The sequence below is a fragment of the Bacillus sp. NMCC46 genome (genome assembly GCF_002998465.1).
Lineage (GTDB): Bacteria > Bacillota > Bacilli > Bacillales > Bacillaceae > Bacillus.
Map to the genome: position 1 here is coordinate 404,010 of NZ_PVQZ01000002.1, position 16,812 is coordinate 420,821.

A 16,812-nucleotide genomic window follows, 5' to 3' on the forward strand; every position below is an offset into this window, starting at 1 on the left:
ATTCGACGGAGTTCGGCAATTACTTGCTCATGCATGTCATGACAGAACTTGACATAATACGGCTAAACCAATGCCGCCACCGCTCCCAATAGCAGCCATGACATAGCTTCCATTCGGTAAGGTACGCGCTTCATAAAATAGTCTCACCATCATCGCAGCGCCCGATGCGCTGTATGGATGCCCAAGACAAAGTGCACCGCCTCTTTTATTGATTCGGTCATAAGGAATATCCAGCGTACGAGCAATCAGCGCTATTTTCAGAGCAAAAGCTTCATTGATTTCAAACAGTGCAACATCCTCTGCCTTGATTTTCTCTTGATCTAGAAGTTTCTTCATCGCATCAATCGGCGCAGCAGCTGGAAAATTGGGATGCATTGCCGCAACAGCACTTCCGGCATATCGCAGCATTGGCTGAAACCCATTTGCCTCCGCTAGCGCTCTTTCCATCACAACGACCGCTGCTGCCCCGTCTGCTTCTTTGCAGCTATTGGCGGCAGTCACAGATCCTTTTCCCGGTGAAAATACAGGCTTTGCCCGCTGGATCAGCTTCTTCATCGGTCTTATTTTAGCGGCCGCTTCATCAATGCTCAGTCCGCTAATCGAAACAATTTCCTCTGAATATGTACCACGTTTGATTGCGTCTATACTTCTTTCCCAGCTTAATTGCGCATAATCATCTTGTTCTTTTCTTGTAACAGAAAATCTCGAGGCGGTCAGCTCTGCTGCTTCGCCCATAGCCGGATCTCCTATCCATTCAGGTGAAAAGCGGGCTCTTTCTTTCATTGGTGATCTGGAAATGCTCTCAGTCCCGCCAGCGATATACATTGAGCCTTCCCCTGATTGAACCATGACGCAAGCTGTTCGGATTGCTTCAAGACCAGAGGCACACTGCCTATCAATCGTCATACCAGGAACGTGCAAAGAAAGCCCTGCTTCTAATGAGGACAGACGGGCCATATTTCCGCCGCCTCCTACAACATTGCCTAATATGACGTCGTCCGGCGTCATCCCTTGAGACAAATGCTGAATAAGGGGCGCGGCTAATTGCTCTGGACGATAATCCTTCAGCATCCCGTTTTTATCACCGAAGGGTGTCCGTTTTGCTTGTACGATTACTGCTTGCATGACAACTGCTCCTCCGCCCACTTTTTCATGCTGGCACGTGCTATTTTTCCCCCAGATGTTTCAATCATTTGATCAATGACAAGCCATTTTTTAGGCATCTTGTAGGCAGCCAATTTTTCTTTGACAGCTTGCCGAACCGTCTTTGTCTGCTGTCCTTCTTCAATAATGGCAACAGGAATTTCACCCCAATATGGGTCAGGAACGCCAACCACAATCGACCGCTTCACCTCGGGCTGTTCATTTAGCACGCGTTCAATTTCCTCCGGAAAAATATTCAGCCCCCCATAGACGATCATGCCATTCTCACGGCCGCTCATATACAAATAGCCGTCTTCATCCATCCAGCCCATATCATAAACTGTCAGCCACTCCTCCGGCGGTTTCACCTCATGTAAGTAGCCTGAAAAAGACATTGGGCTCTTCACATAAATTCTTCCTGTCTCATTTGGCTGGCAGACAGATTGATCGGCCCGCCTCACTTCGACTTGAATGGAAGAAAAGGGTCGTCCGACAGAAGAAGGTTTTTGCAGAAAGTCATTTGAAGATAAGTAGGAAACAAAGCTTAACTCTGATGTGCCGTAAAAATCAAAAAAAGTGACATGCGGATAGTTGGTGACGAGTTGTTTTTTTGAAGAGATGCCCCAATCTGCTCCGGATGATATGACAAGAAACGGATTGTCTCCCTCAAAAGCATTAATTTGCAGTAACGATTCTGTCATTGTCGGGACAGTATACATAACAGTGATGTCTCCTGTCTCTAAAGCTTTCTTTGCTTTCACTGGCGTGAATTTTTCTAAAAGCGTCACTGTGCCGCCAAAGTATAGGGTACTAATGGCACCATATAAAAAGTGAGAGGATAAGAGTGTGCCTGCTATAAGAACATGATCTTGATGAGTGATTCCAAATGTATCCGCTGTCGTTCGAAAGCTTTCGATCCATGACTGCTGACGCCTGATAAAGGCTTTAGGTGAACCCGTTGATCCTGACGTAAATCCCATATAAAAGACAGGGTCGTTCTCGCTGTCGCTTTTGTTATATGGACCTTGTGTGATCAGGCTCATTCTTTCCTTCCATTCAGATAAAGAAAAAACCGGCATGTCTACGCTGTGTTTTTCAAATCTTTTCATATATCGATCCTCTATAATGACGAGAGCTGCCTCACTTAACAAGAGCTTTTCTACACATTCCTCATGGCCCCATCTCGGATCAAGCGGGATAGCTGTCCACCCTGCACAAGCAGCGCCAGCAAATATTTGCAAGAAAGAAGCACCATTTGATAATAAAAAAGCGACTCTTTTTTGCTCATGAGCCGTTCGTTGCAGCCATTGTGCCGATATCTGGACACGATCATACCAATCTTGATAAGTGATCCTTTCTTTTCCATCAATGATAGCGATATGATCTGGGTTCATTTCTGCAAGTAATGCATAGCTATCCGTTATTCTGTTCAAACCGCACGCCTCCCTTTATGCACATCCCTTTTTCGATATGACATGGCCTCAATGATTTTCACCGTGAGAACGGCACACATGCCCGCTTTGATGAGATCACCTGGAATATAAATCAGACTAAGAAGAGCTGCCTGAGTGACCTTTATATCCATCATCATGGCTTGAAAAGGAATACCGCATAGATATAAAATCCCGATACTGCATACCGCATAGATCATAAAAAGACGCAGAGCGGTTACTTTTTTCAGACGGTTCAGCCACAAACTGATCATAAGGGCAGCCACTGGATAAGCTAGTAAAAAACCACCGCTTGGTCCAAAAAAGACCCCTATTCCGCCTCTCCCACCAGACAAAAGAGGTGCGCCTGCTGCCACAACCAAGAGGAACAGAAGTAAACTGATCAGTGCCTGTTTTGGCTTTAACAGCCCCCCAGCAAGCAAAAGACCTGCCGTTTGCAATGTGATTGGTACAGGTGTAAACGTAAGTAAAATCGGCGGGATCAACCCTAACATTCCGATAACCGCTGTCATTAACGCCATTTGCATCATGTCTTGAATTTTCAATATTCATACCCCTCACTCAATTCATTGTTAAAAATAGAGTAAAAGGTACAGTTTATTATGTCAACATAAAATAAAATAAAGTTAACATATTGATCGTAAAAAAAGACCTGTGAAGAAAGATCACCAAGATCCGTTCACAGGCCTTTTATTCGTTCTATTCTTCGTCTTCTTCTTGATCTAAGAACGTATTTAACGTTTCTTCAATCATGTCCCACTCTTCATCCGTTTCAATAGGCTCTAGCTCGCCATCTTCACCGTCTTCGTTCGGCGTGAAGCTTGATGCATGAATTTCAATTTCTTCATTGTCTTGCTCAGAAATTGGGTAGTAAAGAACATATGATTTGTTAAAATGGTCGCTTTCAAAAGTAAATAGTACTTCGCAAAGCTGTTCATTTCCATTATCATCAACGATTGTAATTTGCTTTTCTCCGTGTTCCATTTGATTCACCTCATTTTAATTTAAGCTGTCTAAATACCCTTGCAGGATCATAACAGCCGCCATTTTATCAATGACTTTTTTACGCTTTTGTCTGCTCACATCTGCAGAGATGAGCATTTTTTCCGCTGCCATTGTCGACAGACGCTCGTCCCAAAGCACAACAGGAACATTGTACGTGTTTTCTAACACTTTCGCAAATAATTGGCTGGCTTCGCCTCTAGGACCGACCGTACCGTTCATATTTTTTGGAAAGCCAAGTACGATTTTATCCGTTCCGTATTGCGCGACGATCTCAGACAGGCGGCTGAGACCGAAGTCTCCGCCTGCTTCATCAATTTTAATTGTTTCTATCCCTTGCGCTGTCCATCCCATTTCATCACTGATCGCAACACCAAGGGTTTTCGTGCCTAAATCCAAGCCTAAAATTCTCATGTTTTACGCCTCTTTATGTGTCTCTAAGTACGATTTAACCAATTCCTCAATTAATTCGTCTCGTTCTAGTTTACGAATTAGGTTGCGTGCATCCTGATGTCTTGGAATATAAGCAGGGTCGCCTGACAGCAAGTATCCGACAATTTGATTGATCGGGTTGTATCCTTTTTCTTGGAGTGCGTCATATACTGTAATGAGCACTTCATTCACATTGGTTTCAGCTGAATCATCAGAGAAGTTAAACTTCATTGTCTTATCAAATGAACTCACTGCTTCTTGCACCTCTCTTCCAACATTCTACTAGCAAGCTTTTTTCTAACCGCTCATCTAATACCATTATTCTACACTACATCGCCTGATTATAAAACGGATTTGACAGATTCTTCGACAGTTGCCAGTGCTTCTTCTAGCTTTTCCGGTTGTTTACCGCCTGCTTGTGCCATGTCTGGACGTCCGCCTCCGCCTCCGCCGCAGATTTCAGCTGCCTGCTTCACAAGTTCCCCTGCATGCAGACCTTTTTCGATGACGTCTTTTGTTACTCCTGCTGAAATGTTTACTTTTCCGTTTTGAACGGCTCCGAGCACAATGACAGCTGATCCTAATTTGGCTTTTAAGTCATCAACCATTGTTCTTAAATGGTTCATGTCTTTCGCGTTTACTTTTTCAGTTAACACTTTCACTCCGCCGATTTCTGTCACTTTCTCTAAAATAGAGCCTGCTTCAGCCTGGCTTAATTTTGCAAGAAGAGATTCGTTTTCTCTTTGAGCCTCTTTTAAATCTGCCTGCAATGCGGCGATACGTTTTGGTACGTCTTTCGTATTTGACTTCAGCTCACTCGCTGCCTGTTCTAAAATGGCCAGCTGGTCATTTAATTCTTCGTATGCACCTTTACCAGTCACAGCCTCAATCCGGCGTGTTCCAGCACCAATACCCGATTCAGACGCAATTTTAAACAACCCGATTTCCGCCGTGTTTTGCACGTGACAGCCGCCGCATAGCTCGATGCTGTAATCGCCTACCTGGACCACGCGGACAATATCGCCATACTTCTCGCCAAAGAGCGCCATTGCACCCATTTCTTTTGCTTCAGCAATCGGCTTCAGGTCAATCGCAACAGAGATGCCTTCCCAGATTTTTTCGTTCACGATTTTTTCAATCTGAGACAATTCTTCTTTTGTCACTTGTCCAAAGTGAGAGAAGTCAAAGCGAAGTCTGTTTTCATTCACCAATGATCCCGCTTGGTTCACGTGGCTGCCCAATACATCTTTTAGCGCCTGATGCAAAAGATGTGTCGCTGTATGGTTTTTCACAATGCCTTTTCGAAGAGCTGATTCCACTTCTGCAGTGACTTCAAGTCCTTTTTTGGCTGTACCGCTTACAACCACTCCCTCATGGACATGCTGACCGTTTGGCGCCTTTTTCACATCTTTAATGTCGATGATGACTTCAGCGCTTTTTAATGTCCCTTTATCAGCCACTTGTCCGCCGCTTTCCGCATAGAAAGGTGTTTCATCTAACAAGATTTGTACCGTGTCGCCTTCATGTGCTTCTGTGACAATTTCACCATTTTGAAGCAATTCGACAATATGGGCATCTGCCGTTAGATTTTCGTAGCCAACGAATGTGCTTTCTACTTTAATATCTCCTAGAGCGCCGCCTTGAACCTGCATACTGCCGACATCTTGTCTCGCATTTCTTGCACGTTCACGCTGCTTCTCCATCTCAGCCTGGAAGCCTTCTCGATCCACTGTCATGTTCTCATCTTCTGCGTATTCTTCTGTCAGCTCGACAGGGAATCCATACGTGTCATACAGTTTAAAGACATCTTCACCTGAAATCTGCGTGTTGCCTTTGTCTCTTTCTTTTTTGATGACTTCTGACAAAATAGCTAACCCTTCGTTCAGTGTTTCATGGAAACGTTCTTCTTCATTTTTGATGACTTTCGCAATAAATTCTTCTTTTGCTTGTACATCTGGGTAGAAATCCTTCATGATTTCCGCCACAACTGGAACTAGGTCATACATAAACGGGCGGTGAATGTGAATGGTTTTTGCATAACGCACTGCACGGCGAAGTAAACGTCTTAACACATACCCGCGGCCTTCATTGGAAGGAAGCGCTCCATCACTTACAGCAAAGGCAACCGTCCGGATATGGTCAGCAATTACTTTAAATGCTGTATCCTTTTCCTTTGTCTCGCCATAGCTTTCTCCAGAGATGGTTTCAACTGCACGAATAATTGGCATGAATAGATCTGTATCAAAGTTCGTTGGCACGTTTTGAATGACAGATACCATTCGTTCAAGACCCATCCCTGTATCAATGTTTTTCTTCGGCAGCGGCGTGTATGACCCATCTGGATTATGGTTAAATTCAGAGAACACTAGGTTCCACACTTCTAGATAACGCTCATTTTCTCCGCCAGGATATAATTCTGGATCGTTCATGTCGTCACCGTATGATTCGCCGCGGTCATAGAAAATTTCCGTATTCGGTCCACTTGGGCCCTCGCCAATATCCCAGAAGTTTCCTTCAAGACGAATAATACGTTCTTCAGGAACACCGATTTTATCTCTCCATAGAACATACGCCTCATCGTCCTCTGGATGGACAGTTACAGATAACAAATTCGGATCAAAGCCAATCCACTCGTCACTTGTGAGGAATTCCCACGCCCATTCAATCGCTTCTTCTTTAAAATAATCACCAATAGAGAAGTTGCCGAGCATTTCAAAGAACGTATGATGGCGTGCTGTCTTTCCTACATTTTCAATATCATTTGTACGAATTGATTTTTGCGCGTTGCAAATACGCGGATTGTCAGGTACGACGCGGCCATCAAAGTATTTCTTTAATGTTGCCACGCCGCTGTTGATCCACAAAAGTGTCGGATCATCATGCGGTACGAGTGACGCACTCGGTTCTACAGCATGTCCTTTTTCTTTAAAAAAGTCTAAAAACATTTGGCGTACTTGAGCTGAAGTTAAAGTTTTCATTCAAAAATCCTCCCTTATCATTCATCAATCTCCACACAAACGAAAAAACATCCCGCCCTATGCAAGCACAAAACGACTTACACAGGGACGAGATGCTCTCGCGGTACCACCCTGATTATAGACCTATTCGTCTATCACCTTCACATCCGATAACGCCGGAAGAGAGCGGCAGTGTTTATCTGCACTCGGGACTAGCTTCCGTTAAAGGTCTGATAAGGCTTTTCTCAGCAAAATAAAGCCTCTCTCTGCAACAGCTTTTTAACGTACTCGGGTCCGTCATTGAATTCAGTATGTATGAATCGAAATTATTATAGACAACTCGGCTCCTCTTGTCAATGAACGCTTCGTCTCATGAGGATATATTGCACAATGATCACCCTAATTATAGCAGCTGTAGGTACCGCTAAAATCATCCCAATTAAGCCAAATAACTCTCCTCCTGCTAGCAAGACAAGCATAATGACGACCGGATGCATATGAAGGCTTCTCCCTACGATGATCGGGCTGAGGACGTTGCTTTCTAAAAATTGCAGCACTGCTACTGTAATCAGCACAATAATAACCGATTTGATCGAGATGGTAAACGCGATAAAGACAGCGGGAATCGCGCCAATAATCGGTCCAAAATACGGAATGACATTCGTTGCGCCAATCAGCATACCAAGGACAAGCGGATACGGGATATGAAACAGCCAGAGCACAATGGCTGCTGCACCGCCGATTAAGGAACAGACAAGCAGCTGCCCTCTAATATAATTACCAAGCGATTCATCAACTGCTTTCACAAACGCATGTCCCCTCTTCCGAAATGAGGGCGGCGTTAAATACCATGCAGCCCGCTTCATCGTATTCATGTCCTTCACCATATAAAAAACAAGAAAAGGAATGAGCGCTGCAACTAATGCGTAATCAAGTAATACTTTACAGCTAAGAATCATCCGCTCAGCTCCGTTAGCTGCATATGTCTCCGATTGGACAATCAAACGGTCCAGCCTGTCGTGAAGTCCGTCGGGCCAATGGCTAGTATGACGATGAATATGAGATAAGGCGCCATTATACGTTTCAGCAAGCACAGGAATTTGTTCTGACAGCTCATTTAACTGCTTAATCATGACAGGTGCCCCTTTATAAACCGCAAGCCCAATCCCGCCAAAAAACAGTACATAAATCAATAGGAGACTAACAGTCCTTGGTAAGCCCCCCGCGTGCAATCTTTCCACTATCGGATAAAGCAGATAAGAAATAAAAATAGCAATGAGAAGCGGAATCAGAACCGCCTTTAACAACAAAAAAATAGGCATCCATAACTCGTCGAGCTGCAGTAAAATGAGCAAGGATGCAAGGACAAGCAGGACCCCTGCAGCATATATCAGAAATTGGATCGGACGTTTCTTCACCTTTTTCACCTCTTTTCTTATTGTTTAACCTTCTTCTGCAATTATCCATGTAAATAAAATTTGTCCTAACTTTGTTAAAAATGAATACACATGAAACATACAGCTCCATCAAAAGTCACTAAAATATCTCCACTGAATATTCCATCATGTACAAGAGGAGGTTTTTTATGATCACATTCGAAGAAGTCAACAAGCATTATGGCCAGTTCCATGTACTTAAGGACATTAACCTACATATTCAAAAAGGTGAGGTGGTCGTGATCATCGGTCCTTCAGGATCAGGTAAAAGCACGATGCTCAGATGCATCAATCGTCTTGAAAGCATTGATGAGGGAAAGGTACTCGTCAACCAAGTGCCTGTTCAGCATCCGAAGACCAACATTAATCTTGTCAGGCAAAATATCGGGATGGTGTTTCAGCATTTTCATCTCTATCCTCATAAAACGGTGCTTGAAAACATTATGCTTGCGCCAATGAAGGTGAAAAAGGTGAGCAAGGAAGAAGCGAGGGAAACAGCCGAATTTTATTTAAATAAAGTCGGCATTCCTGATAAGGCTGACGCCTACCCTTCAAGACTCTCAGGCGGACAGCAGCAGCGTGTTGCCATTGCAAGAGGGCTTGCGATGAAGCCAGAGGTCATGCTGTTCGACGAACCGACATCGGCACTCGACCCAGAGATGATTGGAGAGGTACTAGATGTGATGAAGCAGCTCGCCCGAGAAGGAATGACCATGGTTGTCGTCACACATGAGATGGGCTTTGCCAGGGAAGTGGCAGACCGCATTGTCTTTATTGATGAAGGCAGAGTTCTTGAAGAGTCAACACCGGCTGCATTTTATGAGAAACCGCGTGAGAAACGCGCTCAGCTCTTTTTAAGCCGTATTTTAAATCACTAGGGGGAAAGATTTGATGAAAAAAATGAAACGCTTTAGCCTACTACTCTTTATGACTTGCTGTATTGCCGCTTTAGCTGCTTGCGGCTCTGCTGAAAAAGGCTCGACGAATGCAAAGCAAGGAAGCTCTTTAGAAGCCATTCAGAAAGACAAAAAAATCATATTCGGGGTCAAGAATGATACACGTCTCTTCGGTCTAAAAAATCCTAGCAGCGGAGATATCGAAGGATTTGATATCGATATAGCAAAAGCCATCGCAAAGGAAATGCTCGGTGATGAAGGAAAAGCAGAATTCAAAGAAGTGACATCGAAAACGAGAATTCCTTTACTGCAAAAAGGAGATATTCATGCGATCGTCGCAACCATGACGATTACCGAAGAGCGTAAAAAAGAAGTCAATTTCTCAGATGTTTACTTTGAAGCAGGACAATCACTGCTTGTGAAAAAAGGAAGCGACATTCAATCGATTGATGATCTTAAAAAAGGGACGAAAGTGCTTGCAGTGAAAGGATCTACTTCTTCTCAAAATATCCGCGAAAAAGCACCTGAAGCGTCTGTATTAGAATTTGAGAACTATCAGGAAGCTTTTACAGCTTTAAAATCAAACCAAGGGCAAGTGCTGACAACTGATAATGCGATCTTATTTGGTATGGCAGATGAGGATTCAAATTACGAAGTCGTCGGCGGCACCTTTACAGATGAGCCTTATGGCATTGCTGTAAAGAAAGGGGATCAGGAATTAACAACTGCGATCAATAAAGCCCTAAAAACCTTAAAAGACAATGGAGAGTATGACAAGATTCATCAAAAATGGATCAAAGAATAACCGTTTGACTTGTTAAGACCTATTATCTTAGGGTGAGCCGCTCATTGGCTCCCCTGTTGATCAGGAAGGAAGTGAACTGATTGCTGCGGTTTTCCATTCTCACTGAAAACTTCAATCTTTATGTAGAAGGCTTTAAATATACCATTGGTGCAAGTGTCATTGCTTTGATTGGAAGCTTTTTGATCGGTACACTCATTGCCATTATGAGAATTGCGCCACTCAGGCCGCTCAACTGGATAGGAACGGCTTATGTGGAATTTATTCGGAATATTCCGTTATTATTGATTACATTCGTTTTCTTCTTTGGTTTACCCGTGCTAGGTATTGTAGCAGATGGCTTCACCGCTGGCACCATTGCCCTTGCCATTTATACCTCTGCCTTTATTGCTGAAGCCATTCGCGCAGGGATACAAGCTGTACCGCTTGGACAAATGGAAGCCGCCCGCGCTTCAGGTCTGTCCTATGGCGGGACGATGCGGTATATCATTCTGCCGCAGGCGATTAAAATTGTCATTCCCCCTCTTGGGAATCAATTTATTAACCTTGTCAAAAACTCCTCTATTTTAGGTGTCATTGCAGGGTTTGATCTCATGTATCAAGGAGACCTCATCGCTTCTAGAACATTTGTGACATTTGATGTCTACATCTTTGTTGCCATGTTCTATCTGCTATTAACGATTCCGCTCAGTATAGGCGTTGGTTATTTAGAAAAAAGATTAGCAAGAAGCCACTAGAAAGGAGGAAACACCATGGATTTTATAGGTGCCTACCAGCCTGATCATCTCGCCTTTTTACTTGAAGGATTTGCTGTCACCTTAAAAGTGGCTTTTATCTCCATCATTTTGAGCTTTCTCATTGGATTACTCATTGGCACATTGCGGTTCGCTCAAATTCCGGTTTTATCAAAGATACTTGCAGTCGTCGTAGAAACCATTCGAAACCTGCCGCTCTTATTGATCATCTTTTTTACGTATTTTGCACTGCCAGAAATCGGCATTAAGCTGAGCATTACAGCCTCGGCTATTGCAGCTTTAACCGTATTTGAATCAGCGATGCTGTCAGAAATTATTCGAAGCGGTTTAAAATCAATTGATAAGGGGCAGATCGAAGCAGCCAGGTCTTCTGGTTTAACCTATATTCAAACGTTAAAAATGATTATTATGCCGCAGGCTTTACGCCGAATGGTGCCGCCAATTGTCAGTCAATTCATCTCTCTTTTAAAAGATACGTCGCTTGCTGTTGTCATTGCACTTCCAGAACTATTGCATCACGCTCAAATATTAAACGGTCAGAGCCAATCTTACTTACTGCCCATCTTCCTATTAGCGGCGATGATGTATTTTGTCGTCAATTTCAGCTTATCACTACTTGCACGCCGATTAGAATACAGGCAGGCATAAAAAAGGACATCCGCTCTTGGCGGATGCCTTTTTGTTTACATCATTCTCATAACACGTTTTCTTAGCTTTTTCATATCCCGCTTTGATGGCATATCATATCGACTTGCAAAGTGATATGCGAGTGCACCTGCACCAAGCGTTAATAGTGAAGAAGTCATTTTGCCCATTCGAAATTCCCCCTTAACACTTATAGTTGAATTGAACGTTCATCATCACTAAACAGATCATCTAAGCTGCTTAGTGTCCCGTCTTCTTCCACTTGGTGTGTAGATATTTTGCCTTTTGACAGCGTCAATTCAATAAAACAGCCCCAGCAATAATATTGATTGACCCCAATTTTTCCGATGTCTTTACATTTGCAATTTGGGCAAATGAGCATAATCAGCACCTCTTTACGTTCGGTTTAGAACAAGTGCTTCCTTTTGAACGTTGATCAAGGTTCCGGCAGCCTGCAGCTGTTTTCGAATCCCTGATAGCTCTGTAAAGAAGCCGTCCGAGAGTTCATATGCTACGATTGTGCCCGAATTTGTGCAAAAGTATACATCTTCCAAAATGCCTAAATTTTCACCCTCAGGTGACTGCATCATTTTCTTTTTCAATTTCGAAAATAAGAAGGATGGGGCAGAGGAATCCATGCCTACTCCCTCCTGGCAGCTCACATATAAGCCTTTGTCTGTCAGCTGATCACCAGCAGAGAATGGAATGAGTGCACAGTCTTTCTTTTTCCCATCTAACACATATCCTCCGCAGCTGCCTCCGGCTAATAAGCAAATATCTTTAATGGAACCAAGTGAATGAGACAGCTCACCTGTATAGATTGACATTCCTTCAAGCTCTCGACATGTTCTCAAAATGTGCTCAACCACCTTTTGCGGAACAGTCTTATCGTGTGCGTTTGCTTCGATACTCATACGAAGAAATGGCTTCCATGAACGGAATATGAGGATTTCTTTTCACGCTAAAAAGGCTCCCATCTGGAAGCCTTTTATTCATGCATAAAATCAAATGGAGTGATTCCCTCCATGCCAATATTTGCGTCATGTACGCTAAACGGAAGCTCTTTTTGGAGCGCTGCAAGCTCCGCATCCATAACTTCATCAGTTTGCATCAGCCGCATCGTTAAGGACGTTTGTCTGAGCGAATCCTCATTGTTTTTCACGCCCCACTCCAGCGCTGATTCCTCGCCGCACAGGATTAAAAACTTTTTACTTCGTGTAATGGCTGTGTACAGCAGATTTCGCCTTAGCATTCTGTAGTAGCTTCTCACGACTGGCAGCACAACGATTGGGAATTCACTGCCTTGTGATTTGTGGATGGAGCAGCAATAGGCATGTGTAAATTGATGAAAATCCTTTTTTGTAAAGGTGATTTCATTCCCATCAAAGGAGATCACAGCCATGTCTTCTTTTTCCGTGTTTTCTTTCGCATAAAAAATCGAGACAATTTCGCCGATATCACCGTTAAAAATATTATTTTCCGGCTGATTCACAAGCTGAAGCACTTTATCACCGGTCCGGTACACCACATCACCAAACGGGATTTCTCTGCCCTTTGGTTTTTTAGGATTCAAAATGTGCTGCAGCATTTTATTGAGCTCATTAATGCCTGCTTTCCCTTTATACATTGGCGCAAGCACTTGAATGTCTTTTGCTGAATAGCCTTTTTGAGCAGCATTGCTGACGACTTTCTCAATCACTTCTTTCATTTGATCAGCTGAGCATTTTATGAAGGATCGGTCCTTTGAACGTGCGGTAATATCTTTTGGCAGTACGCCATTTTTCATATCATGTGCAAGTTCAACAATGCTGGAGCCGTCTGCCTGCCGGTAAATATCTGTCAGTGTAACAGCTGGTACGGCTTGTGAGGCAAGTAAATCCCTTAACACTTGGCCTGGTCCGACAGATGGAAGCTGATGTTCATCTCCTACCATGATCACTTGGATATGATCAGGAATCGCTTTAAACAAGTGATTCGCAAGCCAAATATCCAGCATACTTGATTCATCAATGATGACAAGCTTTCCTTCAATCGGCTGTTCCTCATCATGCGAAAAGCCCTCTGATCCGTTCCAGCCGAGCAAACGGTGAATGGTTACAGCTGGAAGCCCTGTTGATTCTGTCATCCGTTTAGCTGCTCGTCCAGTTGGCGCCGCAAGCACAAATGGAAAGGATTCATCTTTTTTGTAATCACTCGGATCAAGAGATACACCGTGAAGATCGCTGTAAAGCTCAACAATCCCTTTAATGACCGTTGTCTTCCCAGTCCCAGGTCCGCCTGTTAAAAGCAGCATTGGGGACATGAGTGCCTTTTGAATCGCTTCCTTTTGTGTCGGCGCATACTGGACGCCCAGCCGTTCCTCGAGCTCGCCAAGTGCGAGCAGGAATTCCGATTCAGGGAATTGATCTGCATATTCCGTTTGGGAGACGATTTTTTGTATCCGTTTGGCGACACTTTGCTCCGCATAAAATAAGGACGGGTGATAGCAGCGCTCATCTTCAATGATCATCTCTTTCCCTTCGCCAAGTGCAATGATCTGATTGGCGACATCCATTTCCGTCACTTTGTACTCATTGCCTGTCTGATTGAGCAGCTTGCGGGTTTCAACGATCAAATCTTTCGTTTGTATGTACGTATGACCGTCCTGAAGACTTGCTGTTTCGACTGTATAAAGCAGGGCTGCACGGATTCGCTCTGGGTCATTTCCTGAGATGCCGGTTCTAGCGCCAAGCTCATCCGCCTTAATAAATCCGATCCCTTCGACATCCTTGACGAGCTGATACGGGTTTTCCTCAATCTTTTGCAGCGTTTCACTCTCGTACACTTGGTATATCTTCATGCTGAGCTGAGGACCAAAGCCATATTGATTCAGGCTGATCATGATTTGTTCCAATCCTTGATGTTCCTGAAGCGCTGCGGCCAGCTTATCTGCCTTCTTTTTTGATAAGCGCGGAACATCATACAAAACAGCTGGGTCACGCATAATTTTATGAAGCGTCTGGTTGCCAAGCTGCCCCACAATTTCTTCCGCCGTCTTTTTCCCTATCCCCTCAAATAAATCACTTGAGAGATAATGAATGATTCCTTGCTTCGTTGTCGGTACTTCCTTTTGAAAATGAGTGGCCTGAAACTGTTCACCAAATTTCGGATGGCTTGTGACTTTGCCATAGAAGGTGTAAGTTTCTTCCTCATGAAGTGCTGGGAAGTAGCCTGTGACAGATGCTGTTTTTTCCTCTAAGTTTTCCGATGTTTCAATGACTTTCACCTTTAACACCGAGTATAAATTACTTTCATTATGGAAAATAACGGCTTGAACTGTCCCCTTTAAAAACGGTTCGTCCTCAAGCTTCATTTGATCTGGATGTTCCTGCACAGGTCTTCCCTCCTTCCGTCTATTCTGCCTCTTGAATCAGCTTTTGCGCATGTAGTGCCAGCATATGGTCAGGCTGCACGTCAATGGCTTTTCCTAGCATCTCAAGTGCTTCGTCTTTTTTCTCTAAGTATGCATACGCAACCCCTAAATTATAAAAGGCATCTGCATGCTGCGGATCACGCGCGACCACCTCGGTAAAGGTTGTCACCGCTTCTTCCAGCAATTGTTCATTTGCTAAGCACATGCCAAATTGGAATCTTGCTTCATTATCTTCTTCATTCAGTTCGATGGCACGCTGAAGATAGGGCATCGCAAGCTTCGGCTGCTCTAATTTGATGAGCGTCTGCCCCAGCATATAAAATAAATCACTATTTTCCATGCCAGCTTGTAGTGCTTGTTCAAAATAGTCTTTTGCTTTCATAAAGTCTTCTTTTAATGTGTATACATTTCCTGCCCCGTAATAGGCTGCAGCTGCGGCGTGATCAAGTTCAATGGCTTTTTGAAAGAAGTTTAACGCACGTTCAAATTCATTGATGCTTGAAAGCAAGTTCGCAAAATTAATATATGGAACCGGGTCTTTTGGGCTTTCTTCAATGGCTTTCGTAAAAGCTTCAGCTGCTTTTTCGATGTTGCCTTGATTTAAGGCTTCTATGCCAATTTCGTTATGATTCATTCGCTCTCTCATCCTTTCATTAAAAAACCTCAACAGCGACGTTGAGGTTTTGAAAACATGTTACACATACGACAGCTTTTGACCGTCCTTAAAAACATCGTCAATTGTTCCGCCGCCAAGACATTCGTCGCCATCATAAAAGACAACCGCTTGTCCTGGAGTCACAGCACGAACGGGTTCATCAAAGATGACCATCGCTTCTTGCTCACCTGTCATTTTGACCTTCACATGGTGATCTTCTTGACGGTATCTGAATTTGGCTGTGCATGTTAATTCACCATTTTCGTCGACAATATGAGGACGAGTCCAGCTGATATTGACGGCTGAAATGCTTTCAGAATATAAAAGTGGATTGTGGAAACCTTGTTCAACAAACAAGATATTTTGTTTCAAGTCTTTTCCAACGACAAACCAAGGATCACCGCTGCCGCCAATGCCAAGACCTTGGCGTTGACCGATCGTGTAATACATCAGTCCATCATGTTCACCTTTGACTTCTCCGTCCATTGTCTGCATCACGCCAGGCTGCGCAGGCAAATATTGACTGAGGAATGTTTTAAAGTTTCTTTCCCCAATAAAGCAAATACCCGTTGAATCTTTTTTCGTTGCTGTTGCGAGCTCTGCTTCTTTTGCCAATTCACGAACCCTTTTCTTCTCTAAATCTCCGATTGGGAACATGACTTTATCAAGCTGTTCCTGAGTCAGCTGATTTAAGAAATACGTTTGGTCTTTGTTGGCATCAAGACCCCTTAGCATTTTGACTTCATCACCAGTTCTGTCGACGCGCGCATAGTGGCCTGTTGCTAAATAATCTGCACCGAGTGACAATGCATGCTCGAGGAACGCTTTGAACTTAATTTCTTTGTTACACATGACATCTGGGTTTGGCGTTCTGCCCGCTTTATATTCATCAAGGAAATATTGAAACACTTTGTCCCAATATTGCTTCTCGAAATTCACCGCATAATAAGGGATTCCAATTTGGTTACACACGCGGATGACATCCTCATAGTCCTCCGTTGCTGTACATACACCATTTTCATCTGTGTCATCCCAGTTTTTCATAAATATGCCGATTACATCATAGCCTTGCTCCTTTAACATAAGAGCAGCAACTGATGAATCGACTCCTCCGGACATACCGACCACAACTCTTGTGTCTTCTGGTCTTTTTGTCATCTTCATCAACTCCATTTTCAATGAAACAGCATGTGCGTTTCGTTCTTCAGGTGCCTGGCTGTTTCATT

At 43.7% G+C, this 16,812-nt stretch carries 18 protein-coding genes and 1 other annotated feature; of the genes, 4 read left to right on the forward strand and 14 right to left on the reverse strand.

Going from position 1 to position 16,812, the window contains the following annotated elements:
• Positions 1–36: 36 nt before the first annotated feature.
• From C6Y01_RS07735 to C6Y01_RS07770, 8 genes are all read right to left on the reverse strand, one after another.
• Positions 37–1,125, reverse strand: a complete 1,089-nt coding sequence (locus C6Y01_RS07735) for an acetyl-CoA C-acyltransferase (protein ID WP_034661496.1) — start codon at positions 1,123–1,125, stop codon at positions 37–39.
• The gene (locus C6Y01_RS07740; RefSeq protein ID WP_045210070.1) at positions 1,113–2,537 is read right to left on the reverse strand and encodes an acyl-CoA synthetase; all 1,425 of its coding nucleotides are present in this window, start codon (positions 2,535–2,537) and stop codon (positions 1,113–1,115) included. Before C6Y01_RS07740 ends, C6Y01_RS07735 begins: the two co-directional genes overlap by 13 nt.
• Before the next feature lie 35 nt (positions 2,538–2,572).
• Positions 2,573–3,139: a biotin transporter BioY gene (locus C6Y01_RS07745; protein ID WP_034661500.1), complete on the reverse strand. Its 567-nt coding sequence runs from the start codon at positions 3,137–3,139 to the stop codon at positions 2,573–2,575.
• Between the two features lie 154 nt (positions 3,140–3,293).
• Complete coding sequence (locus C6Y01_RS07750) at positions 3,294–3,578, reverse strand: DUF1292 domain-containing protein (RefSeq protein WP_034321391.1); 285 nt, start codon at positions 3,576–3,578, stop codon at positions 3,294–3,296.
• A 15-nt stretch (positions 3,579–3,593) separates the two neighbouring features.
• Entirely contained in the window at positions 3,594–4,010 is a 417-nt protein-coding gene (gene ruvX, locus C6Y01_RS07755; protein ID WP_034661502.1) for a Holliday junction resolvase RuvX, read from the reverse strand.
• 3 nt (positions 4,011–4,013) lie between these two features.
• Complete coding sequence (locus C6Y01_RS07760) at positions 4,014–4,280, reverse strand: IreB family regulatory phosphoprotein (protein WP_024718370.1); 267 nt, start codon at positions 4,278–4,280, stop codon at positions 4,014–4,016.
• Positions 4,281–4,369: 89 nt separating this feature from the next.
• Entirely contained in the window at positions 4,370–7,006 is a 2,637-nt protein-coding gene (gene alaS / locus C6Y01_RS07765) for an alanine--tRNA ligase (protein ID WP_106038017.1), read from the reverse strand.
• 80 nt (positions 7,007–7,086) lie between these two features.
• Positions 7,087–7,295 (reverse strand) — a binding site (T-box leader).
• A 43-nt stretch (positions 7,296–7,338) separates the two neighbouring features.
• Positions 7,339–8,403 carry an AI-2E family transporter gene (locus C6Y01_RS07770; protein WP_034661506.1) on the reverse strand — a complete coding sequence of 355 codons (1,065 nt, stop codon included), beginning with the start codon at positions 8,401–8,403 and terminating at the stop codon, positions 7,339–7,341.
• Between the two features lie 167 nt (positions 8,404–8,570).
• On the opposite strand from C6Y01_RS07770, the gene C6Y01_RS07775 reads away from it, so the two are divergent.
• The 4 genes from C6Y01_RS07775 (at position 8,571) to C6Y01_RS07790 (ending at position 11,522) form a co-directional block, all read left to right on the forward strand.
• A complete protein-coding gene (locus C6Y01_RS07775; RefSeq protein WP_034661507.1) occupies positions 8,571–9,299 on the forward strand; it encodes an amino acid ABC transporter ATP-binding protein in 729 nt (242 codons plus the stop codon).
• 13 nt (positions 9,300–9,312) lie between these two features.
• Complete coding sequence (locus tag C6Y01_RS07780) at positions 9,313–10,122, forward strand: transporter substrate-binding domain-containing protein (protein WP_106038018.1); 810 nt, start codon at positions 9,313–9,315, stop codon at positions 10,120–10,122.
• 80 nt (positions 10,123–10,202) lie between these two features.
• Positions 10,203–10,856 carry an amino acid ABC transporter permease gene (locus C6Y01_RS07785; RefSeq protein WP_034661510.1) on the forward strand — a complete coding sequence of 218 codons (654 nt, stop codon included), beginning with the start codon at positions 10,203–10,205 and terminating at the stop codon, positions 10,854–10,856.
• A gap of 15 nt (positions 10,857–10,871) precedes the next feature.
• The gene (locus C6Y01_RS07790; RefSeq protein ID WP_034661511.1) at positions 10,872–11,522 is read left to right on the forward strand and encodes an amino acid ABC transporter permease; all 651 of its coding nucleotides are present in this window, start codon (positions 10,872–10,874) and stop codon (positions 11,520–11,522) included.
• Positions 11,523–11,557: 35 nt separating this feature from the next.
• Here the strand turns inward: C6Y01_RS07790 and C6Y01_RS07795 are convergent, their stop codons facing one another.
• The 6 genes from C6Y01_RS07795 to mnmA all read right to left on the reverse strand — a co-directional run bounded on the left by C6Y01_RS07795 (position 11,558) and on the right by mnmA (position 16,744).
• The gene (locus C6Y01_RS07795) at positions 11,558–11,689 is read right to left on the reverse strand and encodes a YrzQ family protein (protein WP_003216198.1); all 132 of its coding nucleotides are present in this window, start codon (positions 11,687–11,689) and stop codon (positions 11,558–11,560) included.
• A gap of 20 nt (positions 11,690–11,709) precedes the next feature.
• Positions 11,710–11,901, reverse strand: coding sequence for a hypothetical protein (locus C6Y01_RS07800; RefSeq protein ID WP_003216308.1), 192 nt, complete (start codon positions 11,899–11,901; stop codon positions 11,710–11,712).
• 13 nt (positions 11,902–11,914) lie between these two features.
• A complete protein-coding gene (locus C6Y01_RS07805) occupies positions 11,915–12,433 on the reverse strand; it encodes a PRC-barrel domain-containing protein (protein WP_045209900.1) in 519 nt (172 codons plus the stop codon).
• 74 nt (positions 12,434–12,507) lie between these two features.
• On the reverse strand, positions 12,508–14,892 hold the full coding sequence (gene recD2 / locus C6Y01_RS07810) for an SF1B family DNA helicase RecD2 (protein WP_060596861.1): 2,385 nt from the start codon (positions 14,890–14,892) through the stop codon (positions 12,508–12,510).
• 19 nt (positions 14,893–14,911) lie between these two features.
• Positions 14,912–15,565 carry a tetratricopeptide repeat protein gene (locus tag C6Y01_RS07815; RefSeq protein WP_034661516.1) on the reverse strand — a complete coding sequence of 218 codons (654 nt, stop codon included), beginning with the start codon at positions 15,563–15,565 and terminating at the stop codon, positions 14,912–14,914.
• A gap of 60 nt (positions 15,566–15,625) precedes the next feature.
• Positions 15,626–16,744, reverse strand: a complete 1,119-nt coding sequence (mnmA, locus tag C6Y01_RS07820) for a tRNA 2-thiouridine(34) synthase MnmA (RefSeq protein WP_034661519.1) — start codon at positions 16,742–16,744, stop codon at positions 15,626–15,628.
• Positions 16,745–16,812: the final 68 nt, after the last annotated feature.

Excerpts from the sequence above, each read along its gene's own strand:
- C6Y01_RS07735 (WP_034661496.1), bottom strand. The coding sequence starts at position 1,125 with ATGCAAGCAGTAATCGTACAAGCAAAACGGACACCCTTCGGTGATAAA.
- C6Y01_RS07740 (WP_045210070.1), bottom strand. The coding sequence starts at position 2,537 with ATGAACCCAGATCATATCGCTATCATTGATGGAAAAGAAAGGATCACT.
- C6Y01_RS07750 (WP_034321391.1), bottom strand. The coding sequence starts at position 3,578 with ATGGAACACGGAGAAAAGCAAATTACAATCGTTGATGATAATGGAAAT.
- ruvX (WP_034661502.1), bottom strand. The coding sequence starts at position 4,010 with ATGAGAATTTTAGGCTTGGATTTAGGCACGAAAACCCTTGGTGTTGCG.
- alaS (WP_106038017.1), bottom strand. The coding sequence starts at position 7,006 with ATGAAAACTTTAACTTCAGCTCAAGTACGCCAAATGTTTTTAGACTTT.
- C6Y01_RS07775 (WP_034661507.1), top strand. The coding sequence starts at position 8,571 with ATGATCACATTCGAAGAAGTCAACAAGCATTATGGCCAGTTCCATGTA.
- C6Y01_RS07780 (WP_106038018.1), top strand. The coding sequence starts at position 9,313 with ATGAAAAAAATGAAACGCTTTAGCCTACTACTCTTTATGACTTGCTGT.
- C6Y01_RS07790 (WP_034661511.1), top strand. The coding sequence starts at position 10,872 with ATGGATTTTATAGGTGCCTACCAGCCTGATCATCTCGCCTTTTTACTT.
- C6Y01_RS07795 (WP_003216198.1), bottom strand. The coding sequence starts at position 11,689 with ATGGGCAAAATGACTTCTTCACTATTAACGCTTGGTGCAGGTGCACTC.
- C6Y01_RS07800 (WP_003216308.1), bottom strand. The coding sequence starts at position 11,901 with ATGCTCATTTGCCCAAATTGCAAATGTAAAGACATCGGAAAAATTGGG.
- C6Y01_RS07805 (WP_045209900.1), bottom strand. The coding sequence starts at position 12,433 with ATGAGTATCGAAGCAAACGCACACGATAAGACTGTTCCGCAAAAGGTG.
- C6Y01_RS07815 (WP_034661516.1), bottom strand. The coding sequence starts at position 15,565 with ATGAATCATAACGAAATTGGCATAGAAGCCTTAAATCAAGGCAACATC.
- mnmA (WP_034661519.1), bottom strand. The coding sequence starts at position 16,744 with ATGACAAAAAGACCAGAAGACACAAGAGTTGTGGTCGGTATGTCCGGA.